At 68.6% G+C, this 18645-nt stretch carries 16 protein-coding genes and 2 tRNA genes; 11 read left to right on the top strand and 7 right to left on the bottom strand.

The genetic code is table 11. The annotated features are described in order from the left end of the window. Window positions 1–58 precede the first annotated feature (58 nt). The 4 genes from gyrB to PV396_RS19515 all read left to right on the top strand — a co-directional run bounded on the left by gyrB (window position 59) and on the right by PV396_RS19515 (window position 5885). A complete protein-coding gene (gene gyrB, locus PV396_RS19530) occupies window positions 59–2128 on the top strand; it encodes a DNA topoisomerase (ATP-hydrolyzing) subunit B (protein ID WP_319206381.1) in 2070 nt (689 codons plus the stop codon). 66 nt (window positions 2129–2194) lie between these two features. Then, window positions 2195–4774, top strand: coding sequence for a DNA gyrase subunit A (gyrA, locus tag PV396_RS19525; protein WP_319206152.1), 2580 nt, complete (start codon window positions 2195–2197; stop codon window positions 4772–4774). 18 nt (window positions 4775–4792) lie between these two features. After that, complete coding sequence (locus PV396_RS19520) at window positions 4793–5668, top strand: DUF3566 domain-containing protein (RefSeq protein WP_319206150.1); 876 nt, start codon at window positions 4793–4795, stop codon at window positions 5666–5668. A 143-nt stretch (window positions 5669–5811) separates the two neighbouring features. Continuing rightward, a tRNA-Ile gene (locus PV396_RS19515) sits at window positions 5812–5885 on the top strand. A gap of 148 nt (window positions 5886–6033) precedes the next feature. On the opposite strand, the gene PV396_RS19510 is transcribed toward PV396_RS19515, so the two are convergent. After that, the gene (locus PV396_RS19510; RefSeq protein WP_319206148.1) at window positions 6034–6375 is read right to left on the bottom strand and encodes a DUF6344 domain-containing protein; all 342 of its coding nucleotides are present in this window, start codon (window positions 6373–6375) and stop codon (window positions 6034–6036) included. 348 nt (window positions 6376–6723) lie between these two features. On the opposite strand from PV396_RS19510, the gene PV396_RS19505 reads away from it, so the two are divergent. Then, on the top strand, window positions 6724–6852 hold the full coding sequence (locus tag PV396_RS19505) for a DLW-39 family protein (protein ID WP_003999697.1): 129 nt from the start codon (window positions 6724–6726) through the stop codon (window positions 6850–6852). A 302-nt stretch (window positions 6853–7154) separates the two neighbouring features. Further along, window positions 7155–8525: a hypothetical protein gene (locus tag PV396_RS19500; RefSeq protein ID WP_319206146.1), complete on the top strand. Its 1371-nt coding sequence runs from the start codon at window positions 7155–7157 to the stop codon at window positions 8523–8525. A 1-nt stretch (window position 8526) separates the two neighbouring features. Here the strand turns inward: PV396_RS19500 and PV396_RS19495 are convergent, their stop codons facing one another. Together PV396_RS19495 and PV396_RS19490 are read right to left on the bottom strand one after the other, a co-directional pair. Continuing rightward, complete coding sequence (locus PV396_RS19495; RefSeq protein ID WP_319206144.1) at window positions 8527–10464, bottom strand: serine/threonine protein kinase; 1938 nt, start codon at window positions 10462–10464, stop codon at window positions 8527–8529. A 220-nt stretch (window positions 10465–10684) separates the two neighbouring features. Continuing rightward, window positions 10685–11233, bottom strand: coding sequence for a DNA-binding protein (locus PV396_RS19490; RefSeq protein WP_319206142.1), 549 nt, complete (start codon window positions 11231–11233; stop codon window positions 10685–10687). A 181-nt stretch (window positions 11234–11414) separates the two neighbouring features. Here PV396_RS19490 and PV396_RS19485 point away from each other — a divergent pair. After that, window positions 11415–11487 (top strand) — tRNA-Ala (locus tag PV396_RS19485). A gap of 356 nt (window positions 11488–11843) precedes the next feature. On the opposite strand, the gene PV396_RS19480 is transcribed toward PV396_RS19485, so the two are convergent. Both PV396_RS19480 and PV396_RS19475 read right to left on the bottom strand, forming a co-directional pair. Further along, a complete protein-coding gene (locus PV396_RS19480) occupies window positions 11844–12299 on the bottom strand; it encodes a TerB family tellurite resistance protein (RefSeq protein ID WP_319206140.1) in 456 nt (151 codons plus the stop codon). Window positions 12300–12381: 82 nt separating this feature from the next. Next, window positions 12382–13389 (bottom strand): sporulation protein, encoded by a 1008-nt coding sequence (locus PV396_RS19475; protein WP_319206138.1) that lies wholly within the window; start codon window positions 13387–13389, stop codon window positions 12382–12384. 393 nt (window positions 13390–13782) lie between these two features. Here PV396_RS19475 and PV396_RS19470 point away from each other — a divergent pair, with 393 nt between their 5' ends. Next, entirely contained in the window at window positions 13783–14304 is a 522-nt protein-coding gene (locus PV396_RS19470) for a GtrA family protein (protein WP_319206378.1), read from the top strand. A gap of 164 nt (window positions 14305–14468) precedes the next feature. Here the strand turns inward: PV396_RS19470 and PV396_RS19465 are convergent, their stop codons facing one another. Further along, entirely contained in the window at window positions 14469–15173 is a 705-nt protein-coding gene (locus tag PV396_RS19465) for a DUF5324 family protein (protein WP_319206137.1), read from the bottom strand. A 393-nt stretch (window positions 15174–15566) separates the two neighbouring features. On the opposite strand from PV396_RS19465, the gene PV396_RS19460 reads away from it, so the two are divergent. Next, entirely contained in the window at window positions 15567–16100 is a 534-nt protein-coding gene (locus PV396_RS19460) for a peptidylprolyl isomerase (protein ID WP_319206135.1), read from the top strand. Between the two features lie 140 nt (window positions 16101–16240). Further along, window positions 16241–17137 (top strand): rhomboid family intramembrane serine protease, encoded by an 897-nt coding sequence (locus PV396_RS19455; RefSeq protein ID WP_319206133.1) that lies wholly within the window; start codon window positions 16241–16243, stop codon window positions 17135–17137. Between the two features lie 295 nt (window positions 17138–17432). Here the strand turns inward: PV396_RS19455 and crgA are convergent, their stop codons facing one another. Further along, complete coding sequence (crgA, locus tag PV396_RS19450; protein WP_006383246.1) at window positions 17433–17687, bottom strand: cell division protein CrgA; 255 nt, start codon at window positions 17685–17687, stop codon at window positions 17433–17435. A gap of 142 nt (window positions 17688–17829) precedes the next feature. Here crgA and PV396_RS19445 point away from each other — a divergent pair, with 142 nt between their 5' ends. Next, entirely contained in the window at window positions 17830–18609 is a 780-nt protein-coding gene (locus PV396_RS19445) for a DUF881 domain-containing protein (RefSeq protein WP_319206129.1), read from the top strand. Window positions 18610–18645 lie beyond the last annotated feature (36 nt).

Below are 18645 nucleotides of genomic sequence, written 5' to 3'. Positions count from 1 at the left end.
TAAGGCTTACCAACGCAACATGCCGCAGCCGCTCCGGCCACCGCCGGGAGTTCGGCTTGTGCTGTGCCAGAAAGGGCGCTTCGTGGCCGATTCCGGCAACCCCAACGAGAACATCCCGTCCACCGAGGCCCTGGCCGGTACGGCCGAGGGCTCAGCCACGGCGTACGACGCCAGCGCCATCACCGTCCTCGAGGGTCTGGACGCGGTCCGCAAGCGACCCGGCATGTACATCGGTTCGACCGGTGAGCGTGGTCTGCACCACCTGGTGCAGGAGGTCGTCGACAACTCCGTCGACGAGGCGCTGGCCGGTCACGCGGACACCATCGACGTGACGATCCTCGCCGACGGCGGTGTGCGCGTCATCGACAACGGCCGAGGCATCCCGGTGGGCATCGTCCCGTCCGAGGGCAAACCGGCCCTCGAGGTCGTGCTGACCGTGCTGCACGCGGGCGGCAAGTTCGGCGGCGGCGGCTACGCGGTCTCCGGCGGTCTGCACGGCGTCGGTGTCTCCGTCGTGAACGCCCTGTCCAGCAGGGTCGCGGTCGAGGTGAGGACCGACGGCTACCGCTGGACGCAGGACTACAAACTGGGTGTCCCGACGGCCCCGCTGGCCCAGCACGAGGCGACGGCCGAGCACGGGACGTCGGTCACCTTCTGGGCCGACGGCGACATCTTCGAGACCACCGAGTACTCCTTCGAGACGCTCTCGCGGCGCTTCCAGGAGATGGCGTTCCTCAACAAGGGCCTGACGATCAACCTCACCGACGAGCGTGAGGTGGCGAAGGCCACGATCGGCGCGGACGAGGCGGGCGCCGACGAGAAGGACGAGGTCAGGACCGTCTCGTACCACTACGAGGGCGGCATCGTCGACTATGTGACGTACCTCAACTCCCGCAAGGGGGACGTGGTGCACCCGACCGTCATCGACCTGGAGGCGGAGGACAAGGACAAGAGCCTGTCCCTCGAGGTCGCGATGCAGTGGAACAGTGGCTACACGGAGGGCGTCTACTCCTTCGCCAACATCATCCACACGCATGAGGGCGGTACGCACGAGGAGGGCTTCCGGGCGGCGCTGACCTCGCTGATCAACAAGTACGCGCGCGACAAGAAGCTGCTGCGTGAGAAGGACGACAACCTCACGGGCGACGACATCCGCGAGGGTCTGACCGCGATCATCTCGGTCAAGCTGGCCGAGCCGCAGTTCGAGGGCCAGACGAAGACCAAGCTGGGCAACACGGAGGCCAAGACCTTCGTGCAGAAGGCGGTCTACGAGCACCTCAACGACTGGCTGGACCGCAATCCGGTCGAGGCCTCGGACATCATCCGCAAGGGCATCCAGGCGGCCACCGCGCGCGTGGCGGCCCGTAAGGCGCGTGACCTCACGCGTCGCAAGGGTCTGCTGGAGACGGCGTCACTGCCGGGCAAGCTGTCCGACTGCCAGTCGAACGACCCCACCAAGTGCGAGATCTTCATCGTCGAGGGTGACTCCGCCGGTGGTTCGGCCAAGTCCGGCCGCAACCCGCAGTACCAGGCGATCCTCCCGATCCGCGGCAAGATCCTGAACGTCGAGAAGGCGCGGATCGACAAGATCCTGCAGAACCAGGAGATCCAGGCGCTGATCTCGGCCTTCGGTACCGGGGTCCACGAGGACTTCGACATCGAGAAGCTGCGCTATCACAAGATCATCCTGATGGCGGACGCCGACGTGGACGGCCAGCACATCAACACCCTGCTGCTGACCTTCCTGTTCCGCTTCATGCGCCCGCTGGTCGAGGCCGGACACGTGTTCCTGTCCCGTCCTCCGCTGTACAAGATCAAGTGGGGTCGGGACGACTTCGAGTACGCGTACTCGGACCGGGAGCGCGACGCCCTGATCGAGCTGGGCCGGCAGAACGGCAAGCGGGTCCGCGAGGACTCGATCCAGCGCTTCAAGGGCCTCGGCGAGATGAACGCCGAGGAGCTGCGTGTCACGACGATGGACCAGGAGCACCGGGTCCTCGGCCAGGTCACGCTCGACGACGCCGCGCAGGCCGACGACCTGTTCTCGGTCCTGATGGGCGAGGACGTCGAGGCACGCCGCGCGTTCATCCAGCGCAACGCCAAGGACGTCCGCTTCCTCGACATCTGAGTCGGTCTCAGCTGACCGCACCAGAAAGGATCTTCACCAGCAATGGCCGACGAAACACCTTCCCCCATGGATCCGAGCACCCCTGAAGAGGGCGAGGTCGCCCTGCGCGTCGAGCCCGTCGGGCTCGAGACCGAGATGCAGCGCTCGTACCTCGACTACGCGATGTCCGTCATCGTGTCGCGCGCGCTGCCCGACGTACGGGACGGCCTCAAGCCCGTCCACCGCCGCGTCCTGTACGCGATGTACGACGGCGGTTACCGGCCCGAGAAGGGCTTCTACAAGTGCGCCCGTGTCGTCGGTGACGTCATGGGTACCTACCACCCGCACGGCGACTCCTCGATCTACGACGCGCTGGTCCGTCTCGCGCAGCCGTGGTCGATGCGGATGCCGCTGGTGGACTCCAACGGCAACTTCGGCTCTCCCGGCAACGACCCGGCCGCCGCCATGCGGTACACCGAGTGCAAGCTGAAGCCGCTGTCCATGGAGATGGTCCGTGACATCGACGAGGAGACCGTCGACTTCACGGACAACTACGACGGCCGCAACCAGGAGCCGACGGTTCTGCCGGCCCGGTTCCCGAACCTGCTGATCAACGGCTCGGCGGGCATCGCGGTCGGTATGGCGACCAACATCCCGCCGCACAACCTCCGTGAGGTCGCGGCGGGCGCCCAGTGGTACCTGGAGAACCCCGAGGCCTCCCACGAGGAGCTGCTCGATGCCCTGATCGAGCGCATCAAGGGCCCCGACTTCCCCAGCGGTGCCCTTGTGGTGGGCCGTAAGGGCATCGAGGAGGCGTACCGCACCGGCCGCGGCTCCATCACGATGCGCGCGGTCGTCGACGTCGAGGAGATCCAGAACCGCCAGTGCCTGGTGGTCACCGAACTCCCCTACCAGGTCAACCCGGACAACCTCGCGCAGAAGATCGCCGACCTGGTGAAGGACGGCAAGATCGGCGGCATCGCGGACGTCCGCGACGAGACGTCGTCCCGTACGGGCCAGCGCCTGGTGATCGTCCTGAAGCGGGACGCGGTCGCCAAGGTCGTGCTGAACAACCTGTACAAGCACACCGACCTGCAGACCAACTTCGGCGCGAACATGCTGGCGCTGGTGGACGGCGTACCGCGGACCCTGTCCCTGGACGCGTTCATCCGGCACTGGGTGACGCACCAGATCGAGGTCATCGTCCGGCGTACGCGGTTCAGGCTGCGCAAGGCCGAGGAGCGGGCGCACATCCTGCGCGGCCTGCTGAAGGCCCTGGACGCCATCGACGAGGTCATCGCGCTGATCCGGCGCAGTGACACGGTCGAGATCGCGCGCGAGGGCCTGATGGGCCTCCTGGAGATCGACGACATCCAGGCCAACGCCATCCTGGAGATGCAGCTGCGCCGGCTGGCGGCCCTGGAGCGCCAGAAGATCGTCGCCGAGCACGACGAACTGCAGGCCAAGATCCGTGAGTACAACGCGATCCTCGCCTCGCCGGTGCGGCAGCGGGGCATCATCAGCGAGGAACTCGCCGCGATCGTCGAGAAGTTCGGCGACGACCGCCGTTCCAAGCTGGTCCCGTTCGACGGTGACATGTCCATCGAGGACCTGATCGCCGAAGAGGACATCGTCGTCACGATCTCGCGCGGTGGCTACGTCAAGCGCACCAAGACGGAGGACTACCGCTCGCAGAAGCGCGGCGGCAAGGGCGTACGCGGCACGAAGCTCAAGGAAGACGACATCGTCGACCACTTCTTCGTGTCGACCACGCACCACTGGCTGCTGTTCTTCACCAACAAGGGCCGGGTCTACCGCGCGAAGGCGTACGAGCTGCCCGACGCCGGACGTGACGCGCGTGGACAGCACGTCGCCAACCTGTTGGCCTTCCAGCCGGACGAGGCGATCGCGGAGATCCTCGCGATCCGCGACTACGAGGCGGCGCCCTACCTGGTGCTTGCCACCAAGGGCGGTCTCGTGAAGAAGACGCCTCTGAAGGATTACGATTCCCCGCGTTCGGGCGGTGTCATCGCGATCAACCTCCGTGAGACGGAGGACGGTTCCGACGACGAACTGATCGGAGCCGAACTCGTCTCGGCCGAGGACGATCTCCTGCTGATCAGCAGGAAGGCACAGTCGATCAGGTTCACGGCGACGGACGACGCACTGCGTCCGATGGGCCGGGCCACCTCGGGTGTCAAGGGCATGAGCTTCCGTGAGGGAGACCAGCTGCTCTCGATGAATGTTGTTCGACCCGGTACGTTCGTGTTCACTGCTACCGACGGCGGATACGCGAAGCGGACCGCGGTCGACGAGTACCGCGTCCAGGGGCGCGGCGGCCTCGGTATCAAGGCCGCCAAGATCGTCGAGGACCGCGGTTCTCTCGTCGGTGCGCTGGTGGTCGAGGAGACCGACGAGATCCTCGCCATCACGCTCTCCGGCGGCGTGATCCGTACACGGGTCAATGAGGTCAGGGAGACGGGCCGTGACACCATGGGCGTCCAACTGATCAACCTGGGCAAGCGCGATGCCGTTGTCGGCATCGCACGAAACGCCGAGGCGGGACGTGAGGCCGAGGAGGTCGACGGCGAGGAAGCCGTCGACGAGTCGGCCGAGGGTGCCGTGACCATCGGCACGGACGAGGGCGATCAGTCCTCGTCGGAGTAGCGCGAGGAGTGAGTCATCGTGAGCGGAGCCACGGGCGCCGGTTCTTCTGGCAGTTCGTCCGGTCCCTCGACCGGTACGGGCAATGAGGGCGGCGGTCGTGGCTCCGCCGCGCGGGCGACCGATGGGCAGGGTGCGAGGGACGCGCAGAGCGCGACAGATCCGCACACGACCAACCTGCAGGCCATCAAGCCGCGTACGACCGGCAAGCGCTCGCCCGACACACATGGATCGCAGGGATCCCAGGGGGGAACCGTGACGGACGCCAGAGGTCCGCAGACCCAGCAGTACGGGGCCGGCGCGGGCCCGGCCGCGCAGCGCGCCGCCACGCCGCCGCAGGGATCGCCGTTGCCCGGCGAGCGGCAGCCGCAGCAGCACGCGGGGCCCTACCACCCGCCGCAGGCCTACCCGGCGGCCCCCGCCGGGGGCCCCGCGGCCCCGGTGCAGGCGCCGGTCCAGGCGCAGGCGGGCAGTCCGGCGGGAGGCGCCGTAAGGCGGCCGCGCACGGGGGCGAGCACTCTGCCCCGTACGCGCAAGGCGCGTCTGCGCGTGTCCAAGGCCGATCCCTGGTCGGTGATGAAGGTCAGCTTCCTGCTGTCGATCGCGCTGGGCATCTGCACGATCGTGGCGGCGGTGGTCCTGTGGATGGTCATGGACGCGATGGGCGTCTTCTCGACGGTCGGCGGCACGATCTCGGAGGCCACCGGTTCGAACGAGTCGAACGGCTTCGACCTCCAGTCCTTCCTGTCGCTCCCCCACGTCCTGATGTTCACGTCGGTCATCGCGGTCATCGACGTCGTCCTCGCGACGGCGCTGGCGACCCTCGGCGCGTTCATCTACAACCTCTCCGCGGGCTTCGTCGGCGGCGTCGAGCTGACGCTCGCCGAGGACGAGTGAGCCGGTGACGAGCAGGTGAACCGCGGGTAGGGCGCGGGTGGGGCCCGGTCCCAAACATCGTCCGACTATCGATTTTGGGACTGGCCGCGTCGTGCGCTAATCTTCAGAGGTCAGCGCGCGGGACATACACCGCAGAGCGCGGCGGGGCTATAGCTCAGTTGGTTAGAGCGCATCCCTGATAAGGATGAGGCCACAGGTTCAAATCCTGTTAGCCCCACAGTGAAAAGGCCCCCAGCCAGTGATGGTTGGGGGTCTTTCGTCTGTCCTGGTGCTTCTCCTTGTGGCTTTGTACGCAAGTTCGCCGCTACGGGGGAGGGGAGGCGCTACAGGGTCAGGGGGGACGGATGCGGGGTCGCGCCAGAGGGTCAGGAGAGCGGCTGGGGCGCTCTCTCCGCGTCCGCGTCGGTCTCCGGGGCGGCTTCCGTGTCCGCGTCCGTGTCCGCGGGTGAGCGGTGGCGGCAGCTCGGGGAGGAGCCGTGGGCCTCGGCTCCGATGCGCTGCTTCATCGTGGGGGGCAGGGACCGGGCGTAGGACCAGGCCCAGTCGGCTGTCGGTGGCAGCGCCGGAGACGCGGTGCAGTTGCGCGCCGGCCGGCTCTCGGCTACCGCCGCGGTGGCGGTCGTCGTGATCAGGCCGAGGGTCGTGCACAGCGCCAGGAAGGCGGTGACGACGGCGGTCCACAGCTTCATGACCTTGTTCTGGGCCATGGCCCCTCACTTTCGGGTTGGGCGATTTGCGTACTTTCCTCATCATGTGTATGGCGGCCGGTAAGTGGTGGACCAACGCCCATGGCGCGTCGATCTTCTGATGAACACCACTCGGATGGGTGCAAGGGGGTCGAAAAGGGGAACCTTGGGAGCAGAAGAGATGATCTGTGCCGAAAAATCACTGAACGTGGAGATGTGATCACCCTCCGATCGGAGCGGTGTCGTCCGCTTCTACTGCGGTGCTCCCGGCGGGAGTTGGCGACCGGCGTAGGTCACCGATCGGTCTCGGCCGGAGGGTATAGTCGGGCGCCAGAGGTCCCCTACGTCAAGGAAAGACGAGGTCGCACGGTGAAGAAGCTTCTCCTGGTCGCACTGGCCGCCATCGGCGGGCTCCTCGTGTACCGCCAGATCCAGGCGGATCGCGCCGAGCAGGATCTGTGGACGGAGGCGACCGACTCCGTGCCCACGGGTTCCTGAGTATCGACAGCAGTCTGTGAACAGACCCCGGCCGCCGACGCGGTCGGGGTTTTGTGTTGTCCGGGACGGCGTGCCGGGCGGTGTCGCTCAGTGGGTGCCAGTGGTTCGCCGTCGTGAAGAGAAACCTTGCTGGGGCAAATCGGAGTGTCTCAGGGGCGCCTGTTTCGGGCGGTCGTGCGAATTGTGCGATGGCGGGGCGGTCGGCGGGGCAGGATGAGGCGGCGGTCCGGGCACAGATCGTGCCCGGACCGGCAGGGCCTTGCGGACAGCTGGGGCGGCGAACAGGACGAGGGGGGCGCGTGATGGGGCGGCGCACGGTACGGGGCGCGGTCGTGGCGGCGGTGCTGTGCGTGGTGGTGGGTGCGGGCGTGGGCCCGGGCGCAGGCTTCGAGGCGGTCGCCGCGCCGGACGCGTACGCCTACGACTTCGCCGACGGCGCCCGCACCGTCGAGGGGGCCGCGAGCACTGCGGATGCCGTGGGCCTGGAGCCCGGCGGCGTCTACCGCAGCACCCTCCCCGTCAACGGGCAGCTCTACTTCCGCCTGGCACTGGACGCCACGTCGAACGCGTACGTCTCCGCCACCGCCGTCCCCCGGCAGGGCGCGACGGTGGCCTCGACCGACGGCGTCAAGGTGTCCGTGCAGGACACCGACGCCCGTTCCTGCTCCTACGACAGCACACGCTTCGGGCCCTCCCGCAGCCCGCACCCCGTCGCCGCCTGGGCGTCACGGGTGACCGACGGCGAGACGACGGCCTGCCAGAGCGCGGGTACGTACTACGTCGTCGTGGAGCGCATCGACTCGCCGGGCTCGTCGTCCGACGACTGGGACATCGAGCTGACGTATGTGTCGGAGCCCGGCCTTGTGAACAAGAGTTCGACAGAGGCGCCCGAGTCCCCCGGGTCCGACGAGTCCTGGGACTCCGCCTCGCCCGACCCGCTCACCGGCGACGCGGTCCGCCGCCCGGGAGGCGCCGGCTTCGCCACGGCCACGCCGGTGGGCAAGGGAGTCTGGCGGGACGACATCACGCCCGGCCGGACGCTGTTCTACCGGGTGCCGGTCGACTGGGGGCAGCACCTGTACGCGGTCGCCGAACTGGGCAGTTCCGGTGTCGGTGCCGGCGGTGGCGGTCGGCACGTCAGCTCCGCGCTCGTCATGTCGCTCTACAACCCCGCGCGTGGGTACGTCGACGACGAGAGCCTCCTCTATGACGGGCGCCAGACCTCGGCCGCGCTCGATCCGCTGCCACCGGTCGCGTACGCCAACCGCTACGGCTCGGGCGACCGCGTGAGCGGGATGCGGTTCGCCGGCTCGTACTACCTGGTCGTCCATCTCGGCGAGCAGATGACGCAACGATTCGGCCCGGGGCCGTACGGGCTGACGCTGAGGGTGCAGGTGACCGGTGCGGCGCAGGACGCGCCCGCGTACCTGGGGCAGTCCGTGCCCCGGGACACGTTCGCGGTCACGGACCGGGACCGGGAGGCGGCCGCCGGGTGGGCGGACGTCACGGGAGAGGACCAGGGCGTCGCCGCCGGCCACGGCGGGGGGAGCGGCGGGAACGGTGACGCCGCGATGCGGGTGGTCGCGGCGAGCGGGATCGGGACGGGGAGCCTGCTGGTGCTGGGGCTCGGGCTGTGGACGGTGATCGCCCGGCGCCGGGCCGGGCGCGCGTAGTTCAGATCTGGAACAGGGCCCAGAAACCCACGGCGTAGCAGGCCAGGGCAAGGAACAGGACCGGTATCGCCACCTTCGCGGACGGCCCGGGACGACGCTGGCGCCGACGTCGGGCGCGGCGCTGCGGCACTGTCTGGGGGGACTGCGGGACCTGCGGCGACCGTTCGGCGTACGAGGAAGAGCTGTACGTGTCCTGCGCCAGCGTCGGAGTGGGGGTCGCGGTCGGGGTCTGCGTCTGTGTCGGTGCCTGGGCGGCGGCCCGGTGCGTGTGGGCCGTATGGGCTGGGTGGGGCCGGAGGGTCAGCGCCGGTGTGGGCTCGAACGGCGGAGTTGCGAAGGACGGCACTTCGTAGGGCGGGGGTACGTGGGCCGCGGCGGGCGCCGGTAGCGGGACGGCTGCGGGGGGAGTGGCGGCGCCTGTGACCCGGGGAGGGGGCAGATGGAAGCTGCCCGTGTCCGACATGCCGGACGGCTGGGGCGGGACCACCGTCGGCGGGTGAGTGGGGCGCGGTGGCGCGATGTCCGGCCGGGGCGGGATGCCGTTGTGCTGGGCGGACTGTGGGGCGGGGCGGCTCACCGCAGAGTCGGCTCCGGGCCCCGTCGGGGTGGCGCCGGAGGGCTGCCACGGTTGGTCGGTGGCGGAGCCGGAGCTTGCGGGCTCGGGGTCCTTGGCGGGCCTGGAGGGTATGGCACCCGGGCCTGGTACGGGCGGTGGGGAAACGTTTCTCGGAGGCAGCGGGGGACTGGGCACAGGCTCCGGTGTCCGACCGGGCCACGGACCCGGCGCCGAACCCGGCAGCGGACTGGGCCCCGGACCCGTGTGCGTACCGCCGGTCGCGGGGCCGGTGGGCGTGCCGTCCGAGTTCGGTTCGCGGTACGGGTCGTACCGGCGGACCGATCCCGGGCCGGTGTGTGTGCCCGTGTGCGAGTCGGTGTGTGAGCCGGTGTGCATGCCGTCCGGCTCGCCGCGTCCGGCGCCCGAGGCCGGTCCGCCCGCTGCTCCCGTGCCCGTCGCCGTGCCGGCGCGCGAGCCGCTCGTGGTCACGTCGGGGGACCGTTTGAGGGGGCCGGTCGGGGCGAAGCCTCCCGGCAGGGGGCCGAGTTGGTCGAAGATCTCGATCAGCTCGTCGTCCGGACCGGGCTCGGGCAACAGTTCGGCGGCCTGGGCGAGGGCCTTGCGCGCGCCTGTGGCGGTGCGGAACCGCGCCTGTGGGTCCGGCTGCAGCAGCGTGGCCACGACCTGCCACAGCGGCTCCGGTATGCCCTGCGGGGCGCTGGGCGTGCCGTGTTCCGCGAAATACTCGATGAGAGCCTTGGAGTCCGGTTTGGCGCCCTCGAGGAGATAGAGGGCGACCAGGCCCACGGCGAACAGGTCGGACGGGAAGTCCGGGTCCGCGCCCAGCATTTGCTCGGGGGCGAAGTAACCGGGCGTGCCCACCACGTAGTCGGTCTCCGTCAGCCGGGGCTCGCCCAGCCGCATGGCGATACCGAAGTCGGACAGCCGCAGCCGCGGGCGGCCCGTGCCGGTCGCCTCGAGCAGCACGTTCGCGGGCTTGATGTCGCGGTGGACGACCCCCTCCGCGTGCACGGCGGCCAGGCCCGAGAGGAGCTGGTCGAGCAGGGTGCAGACGAACGTGGGCGGCAGCGGGCCGTAGTCGGCGATCAGATGGACGAGCGAGCCCCCGGCGACCAGATCCATGGTGAACAGGACCTTGTCGTCGTCGGCGGCCCAGCTGGCCGGGGCGAGGACATGCGGGTGGTCGATCCGCAGCGCCTGTTCGCGCACGAAGCGCAGCAGTGAGTGGGCGTCGCTCTGCTGCAGGACCTTGGCGGCCACGTACCGGCGGCGTCGGTGGTCCCAGGCGCGCCAGACGGCGCCGACTCCCCCGCGCCCGATCGGGTCGGCCAGTTCGTACCGGCCGGCGAAGACCTCACCCATGGCTCTGCGTCGATCCCCCTTCGGATCCCCGCTCGGTCGGTTCCGGAACGGCGGGTGGTACGGCTCCTCCTACCCCGCTCCGGAGCCCACTGTCACCCCGCTCATCCAGAACCTGTCTCCGTACCTGTTTTCCCCCAGGTGTTCTCCGTCTCCCCCGCCCCCCTGTGTGCTGAGCCGTAGCCCGGCCGCCGAACCCCCGGTCGGCGGCCGGGCCGGCGGCTCAGCTCTGGTGGGACTGGTAGTGCGTCACGGCGTCGGACGTGCGGCCCGCGCCGTACACCCGGAGGAACTCTGCCAGTTCCGGGTGGGTCGGGGCGAGAGTGTCAGCCGCCTCGATGATGTCCCCGGCGGCCGCCACCGAGCGCAGCAACGACTGGATCTCGCGGACCACCCGCTTGACCGTGGGCGCCCCCGAACTCGTCGTCGACTGCGCGGTGTTGCTGAGCACCGACCCCCCCTGCGACTTCTTGATCTCGTCCATCCGCTCGGTCGCCTCGGCGGCGCTGACGCTGCCGTCCGCGACCTGACCGGCCAGATCCTGCAGCAACTGCACGCGCTGCACCACTGCCGGATTGCCGATCTTGGCCCGCTGGCCACTCATCAGCTGTGACAGCATCGGCGCGGACAGACCCAGTACCCCCGCGAGACGAGCCTGGTTGAGACCAAGATCGTCGATTAGCTTACGGAAGAGCGCCCCCAGCGGCTCCCCGTACCAGTTCCGCTGAAGCTCCCGCGCTCTTGCGGTTGCTTCCTGCTGTGCGGCATCCATTGCGTCTCCCCATCGCTTCCCCAAATACCGCGGTTCGCTGTCGCGAACCACGTCGAGCATCTTACGGAGAGTGGTCGTTCACGGGGACCCCAATCCTTTTGCGAGATACCGGGGATGAACCGGTACTCTGGTCTGCGGCGCCCACCAGTACCTGGTTGTTCTGGGCGGACGCCTCCCGTTCGGGGCCTTAGCTCAGTTGGTAGAGCGCTGTCTTTGCATGGCAGATGTCAGGGGTTCGACTCCCCTAGGCTCCACCCCCGAAATGCCCTCTGAACTGCGGAAACGCAGCTCAGAGGGCATTTTTTGCAAGGGTCGGCACCCGAGTGCGCCCGTGCTCACGGCGCGTGTTGTGCCAGGCCTGATCCACGGCGCCGGCCCCTGGCGGGTCGCGAGGGCGCCGGTGGGGCCGACGGTGACGGTGAGGCTCGAGGGGAGGTCGAGGACAAGAATCAGGGCACCTCGGTCCGGGCCGTAGTGCCCTACGGCTTCTTGTGAGATGCGCTGTTTTCGGTCAACCCGGCCGGAAGACGTACGGCCACGCCCCTCCGAGGTACGGAGGGCCGTGGCCTTGAGGACGCTCTCTCTGTCGGGGGCCGGGACGGAGGTCGGGTCAGAGGTCGAACTCGTGCGGCGGCAGGTCGAGCGCGAAGCAGGCCTCCCGTACGACCGCCTGTTCGGTCTTGTCGAAGTCGCCGTCCGCGCCGCCGATGATGATGCCGATCTGGATGACGGCACGCGCCTCCGCCGGCTTCTTCTTGGCCTTGGCGACCTCCTGCAGCACGCTCACCTTGCCGAAGGCGAAGTCCGCCGTCAGCTTGCCGATGTTCTCGTCGAACCGGCGGCGCAGATCGTCGGCGGGGAAGTTCTGCAGGACCTCGTTGGTCGCGATGAGCTGGGCCACGCGCTGCCGCTCCGCCGGGTCGATCGTGCCGTCGGCCGCGGCGACCAGGGCACACATCGCCATGCTGGCGTCCCGGAACGCGCCGCTCTTCAAGTCGTTCTTCTTCGCCTCCAGTTGGGTCTGCATCGTCGATGCGGACTCCTTGATGCGGTCCCACAGGGCCATGAGAACTCCTTGTTGCTCGACGTCGGTTCCGCTGGTGTTTCTACGGTCTTGTAGAAGTTATCAGTCGCCCGTCGCCCTCCCGCTAGCCCTCATCCTCATCCTCTTCCCCTTCGTCGTCCCCTTCGAAGAAGTCGCCCACCTCGTCGACGACTTCGGCCGCCACCATCCCGCCGACGACACCGACGGCCAGCCCGGCCGCGCCCGCCGCGACGGCCGCCCCCATGCCCGGACCCGACGAACCGTGCTGCTCGTACTCGTGCCCTTGAAGGCCGTACTGCCCATAAGGGTCCCGCCGGTGCTCGACCAGTTGCCGGATCCAGCCGTCGACCAGCGCGGTCCAGTCCTGGTGGGCAGTCAGCTCGTGGGAGACGGTGAAGCGGGCCAGCGGGTCGTCGCTGTGAGAGGTGTGAGAGCCCTGGGCGCCGTACGAGCTGTACGGGGTGCGCTTGTCGGCCTCCAGGATCACGTCCATGCCGGACGCCGTGGCCAGGAAGGTCAGCTCGATCTCGTTGGCCGCGTGCGCGTACTGCGGGGCCGGGGTGAGCTCGAGCTCCTGGTAGAAGGGGAGCCGCTGGCCGGTGCCGCCGATGCGCCCGTACTCCAGATCGGCGGACCTGAAACCGAAGCCGAGTCGGCCGAGGGCCTCCAGGATCGCCTCCTGTACGGGCAGCGGGGTCACGGCCAGCGAGTCGAGGTCGCCCTTGTCACGGGCGCCCGCGACCGACAACTCCGTGCGCAGACCGAGGACGATGCCCAGCCCCTGCCCGTACAACTCGGTGATCGGCGTCTCCCAGGGCAGGACCACGCCGAAGGGGACGCTGCGCTGCTCACCCTCGGCCAGCCGGAAACCGCCCCCGACGACGAACCGTTCGAAGGTGACGGCACCCTGACTCTCGCCCTCCGCGTGCTCGGCCTCGACCCGGGCCACCAGCTCCAGCGTGATCTGTTCGACGTCGAAGTCGGCCCCGCCGCCCAGGAGACGGACCTGCCCGGACAGTGTGCCCCCGGGCCGGACCGGGCCAGGGTCCAGGACCGTGTCCACCGTGGGTCCGCCCACACCGAGCGATCCGAGCAGCCTCTTGAACACCATCGTGGCGTCCACTCCTTCATGTTCCGCGTCACTGTTCCGCGACCGCGTGCTTCTACTGGTGCTTCTGCGAGTGCTTCTACGAGCATGTAGAAGGTTAGAAGTGTGCCGGAAGAGCGGGCGCGGGCACCGATCACATACGGCCAACTCCCTCGTCCGGCTCCCTCGTCCGGGCCGTGGGGCCTCCCGGACCCCGAAGGTAGGGCTGGCTACACCCCCGGTCCGGGAGTACACGTCATCGTTTCCCCGAGCGCGCGACGGCATCGTTGGACCCAGCCGATCCCCGTGATCCACAGGGGTTCACAGCCCGCCGCCCGGAAGGAAACCGCCGTGAAGTCGCTGCTCCCGTCGAACCCGAGGACGACCGGCGCGGCGCTGTCCGCAGAGGCGTCCGGAGTGACGGCCGGAGCGACGGCGACAACCGGCGCCGCTGCTGCTCCCGGACCGCTCTCCTCCTTCGCGCGATTCGTGCTGTGCGGCGGTGGCGTCGGGCTCCTGTCCAGCTCAGCCGTCGCGCTGCTCGCCGTGACGATGCCCTGGGTGCTGGCGAACGCGCTGATCACGGTCGCCTCGACCATCCTGTGCACCGAACTCCACGCCCGCTTCACCTTCGGCGCCGGCAAGCGCGCCGGATGGCGCCAGCACTGGCAGTCGGCAGGCTCGGCCACCGCTGCCTACGTCGTCACCTGCCTCGCGATGCTGGTGCTGCACCTGGTCCAGTCCTCGCCCGGCATGCTGACCGAGCAGATCGTCTATCTCAGTGCCTCCGGCCTCGCCGGCATAGGACGTTTCCTGGTTCTGCGCCTGTTCGTCTTCGCTGCCGACCGGAACAGGCCCGCCCACCACGTTCGCCCGGCCCCGGCGCTGAAGGGGCTCGGCGGCGGCCTCAGGGTGAGCCCGCGGCTGGCCGTCGCCTGAGGTGTTTCACGTGAAACACCGCTCCGGACACACGCGCGCCGCCGGGTCACGTTTCACGTGAAACATGGCTGTGGGGCGAGAAGCTCTCAGGCCTCCCGCCCCACAGCGCCATCACGTGCGGGCATCACAGGTGACACCACACACGAACCAGCACACAGAAATCGTCAGCGGCGGTTCTCGTCGTCATCCGCCGAGTCGGACTCGGCCTCCTTCGCCTGGACCTCCGGGTCCAGAACCGACTGGCCGGTGCCGTCCACCGACGTCAGACGGCCCGTCTCCGGGACCTCGGTCGCCGCAGGCGGCTCGACCAGCCAGTCCGGGTTGGCCTGCTTGTCCCACCACTTCCACGCGGCGAAGGCGCCACCCGCCAGGATGCCCAGCGCGGCCAACCCCTTGGCGAGCCGGCCGGCCCGCGCCCGCCGCTGGTGCTTACGGGCCAGCTTCCTGATCTCCTGCGGAGTGACCTGACCACGCAGCGCGGCCAGCGCGGCGGCACCGCGAGCGGCCGCCTCCTCTCGTACGGGACCGGCCGCCGCGACAGCCCGCTCCACACGCGGAGCGGTGTACTCGGCGGCCTGCCGAGCGGCCTTGGCGGTACGGACGGCGGCTTCATGGGCGGCATGGTCGACCTTCGGCGGCACATGCGTACGGGCCTGCTCCAACCGCGGCGCGAGATGCGCGCCGTACTGGACACGGGCCTGTTCCGCAGCCTGGGACACCCTGGGCGCAAGCCGTACGCGTGCCTCGTGTGCGTACAGAGTGGCCTTGTCCTTGGCCGTGTCGGCGTAAGGCGCCACCACGTCCGCGGCGTGCAGGACGCTGTCCTTCGCCGAGCCGGTAGCGGCGCGCACGCTTTCAATGCGGGTCACGGGATCTCCTCCTCCTCGGTGGCGTACAGTATTCGACTCTCCACCCTTTTACGGATCATGCCCCGCAATACGCCGCGAGGCATGCGCGGGCGGCCATCCGGGTCATGGACGGGCCGTTCACGCGAAACCGAGGGCACCGAACCGAGCACATCTGACAGCGGATGACGATCACATGTAATAGCGCTGCAAACAGGGCAAGGGGAGCTTGTGGTCGACAATGCCACGGATCGACGCCCCGCGCTCCCGTCCCGTACCCACTCGACCGTTTTCTTGTGGAGCGGCCGCGCGCAAGCGAAAGCGCCGGAATTCCCCTCGGAGGAGGGCGTCGGGCGACGGACGTTCGTGGACCGTGCGAGGATCGGGGCGTCACAAGAGGACAACGGAAGGCAGACCGTGGCCGAGCAGCTTTACGCCACCCTGAAGACCAACCAAGGCGACATCGAAATCCGGCTCCTGCCGAACCACGCGCCCAAGACGGTCCGTAACTTCGTCGAACTCGCCACCGGCGAGCGTGAGTGGACCAACCCGGAGACGGGTGAGAAGTCCACCGACAAGCTCTACGACGGCACAATCTTCCACCGAGTGATCAGCGGCTTCATGATCCAGGGCGGTGACCCCCTCGGCAACGGCACCGGTGGCCCCGGCTACCAGTTCGAGGACGAGTTCCACCCGGACCTCCGCTTCGACAAGCCGTACCTGCTGGCCATGGCCAACGCCGGCCCGGGTACCAACGGTTCGCAGTTCTTCATCACCGTCTCGCCGACGGCCTGGCTGACCCGCAAGCACACCATCTTCGGTGAGGTCACCGACGCGGCCAGCCAGAAGCTCGTGGACGCCATCGCGACCACGGCGACCAACCCGCGCACCGACCGCCCGGTCAACGACGTCGTCATCGAGTCGGTCGTCGTCGAGACCCGCCAGGCCTGAGACCAGCAAGGTCTGAGACCCGCGAGCTGAGCCCGGTAGCCCTTCCGCAGGGAACCAAACGCCCCGCTCATCCGTAAGGATGGGCGGGGCGGTGCGTTGCATTGCACACGACGACGGATTTGACCGACTTAGGGGACCTCATGGATCAGGCGCCAGGCAGCCCACAGGGCCCGCAGGACGCCCAGGCCCTGCCCACCTGCTACCGACACCCGGACCGCGAGACGGGCATCCGCTGCACCCGCTGCGAACGCCCGATCTGCCCCGAGTGCATGGTCAGCGCTTCCGTCGGCTTCCAGTGCCCGGAATGCGTGCGCAACGGCTCCGGCACAGGACACGCGCCGAGCGCCACCACCCCCCGCACGCTCGCCGGCGGCACCATCACGGCCGACCCCCGCCTCCTCACCAAGATCCTCATCGGCCTCAACGTCGCCTTCTATCTGCTCCAGATGTCGCTCGGCGACGAATTCACGGACCGTTTCCAACTCCTCGGCAGCGCCTACGTACCGAGCCTGGGCTCGATGGAGGGTGTCGCGGAGGGGCAGTGGTATCGGCTGCTGACGTCGATGTTCCTGCACGCCAGCCCCATGCACATCCTCTTCAACATGCTCAGCCTGTGGTGGATCGGCGGCCCTCTGGAAGCCGCCCTCGGCCGCGCCCGCTACCTCACGCTCTACCTGGTCTCCGGACTCGCGGGCAGCGCGCTGACGTATCTGCTCGAGTCCCCGCTCCAGCCCTCGCTCGGCGCGTCCGGTGCCATCTTCGGCCTCTTCGGCGCGACCGCCGTGCTGATGCGCCGCCTGAACTACGACATGCGTCCGATCATCGCCCTGCTGGTGATCAACCTCATCTTCACCTTCGGCATGAGCAACATTGCCTGGCAGGCCCACATCGGCGGACTGGTCGCCGGAGTCGTCATCGGGTACGCCATGGTCCACGCCCCGCGCGAGCGCCGGGCTCTGGTCCAGTACGGCGTGTGCGGGGTGGTTTTGGTGGCGGTGGTCGTCATGACCCTGATCCGCACGGGCCAGCTCATCTAGCGCGCCGGGCCCTCACGTGGGTCTCCGCCCCCACGTGACCTGTCACTGAGTGCCTGTTGTCCACAGTCCGTGGTGCCGCCTGTGCACAGTGTGCGGGAACAGCTGTGCCCCCTGTCACCGACCGGAGTTTCCCCAGGTCAGGCAGGGGGCGAACGTGCTTGCGATTGCCGGTGTGTCAGTCATACCGGTGTCAACGCTCGATGAGTTATCCACAGATCGTCGTCTTTTCCCCAGGTGGGGTGTGGAAAATCAACCACGGCTGTGGATAACTCAGCGGAAAGCCCTGGGCAAAGCCCTACTTCCACTGTGTGGAGACACCGAATCCCGCGGCGATGAAGCCGAAGCCCACGACGATGTTCCAGTTGTCCAGTGAGTCGATCGGCAGCGTGCCGTCGGTCACATAGAAGAGGACGATCCAGGCCAGGCCGATGAGGAACATGGCCAGCATGACCGGTGCGACCCAGCCGCGGCTGTTCAGCTTGATGGCTGTCGCCTGCTTGGCGGGCGGCGGCGTGTAGTCGGCCTTCTTGCGGATACGTGACTTCGGCACGAGGGTCTCTCCTGTCGATGCGCTGCGTGGCCGCGCAGGGAACTGATTGGGGCTCCGGAGCAGCGTACAAGGGGACACTCAGCACTCCCCCGGGCGTCCGTTAGCGTAGTGCTTCCGCGGCGCCGAAGGAGATAAGGGTACGTTGAGCAATTCTGCCGACTCTCCCGGGACGGGTTCCAGTCCGTCCCGTAACCGCCGTTTCCGCCCGGTGCGGGTGCTCACCGTGGGGGTCTTCGCCCTCGCCGGGCTGATCTTCTTCACGAGCTTCGACACGGCCAAGGGCACGAACATCCGCACGGACTCCTCCCTGCTGAAGCTCTCGGACCTCATCCAGGAGCGCAGTCACAAGAACGGCCGGCTCGACGAGTCCAACGCGACCCTGCGCGACGACGTCGAGGCGCTCGCCGAGCGCGACGACGGCAGCACCGAGGCCGAGGACGCCAGGCTGGCGGCGCTGGAGAAGGCCGCGGGCACCCAGAAGCTCAAGGGCAAGGCCCTCACGGTCACCCTCAACGACGCTCCGCCGAACGCCACAGCGAAGCTCCCCGGCTATCCGGAGCCGCAGCCCGACTATCTGGTCATCCACCAGCAGGATCTGCAGGCCGTGGTGAACGCGCTGTGGCAGGGCGGGGCCAAGGGCATCAAGGTCATGGACCAGCGACTGATCTCCACCAGCGCGGTCCGCTGCGTGGGCAACACCCTGATCCTGCAGGGACGCGTCTACTCGCCCCCGTACAAGATCACGGCGATCGGTGACCCGGAGAAGCTGAGGAGCTCGCTCACGGCGTCCAAGGCGATCCAGAACTACATGGTGTACGTCAACGTCTACGGGCTCGGCTGGCAGGTCGACGAGGACGGGACGGTGACTCTGCCCGGCTACTCGGGCACAGTGGACCTGCACTACGCGAAGCCTGTGGAGTAGCTGGGACAGCTGTTGAAGCAGCCGGTAGCTCACCGC

This window comes from Streptomyces sp. ME02-8801-2C (genome assembly GCF_033793965.1).
Taxonomy (GTDB): Bacteria; Actinomycetota; Actinomycetes; order Streptomycetales; family Streptomycetaceae; genus Streptomyces.
This window is presented reverse-complemented; position numbering and strand designations above follow the sequence as displayed.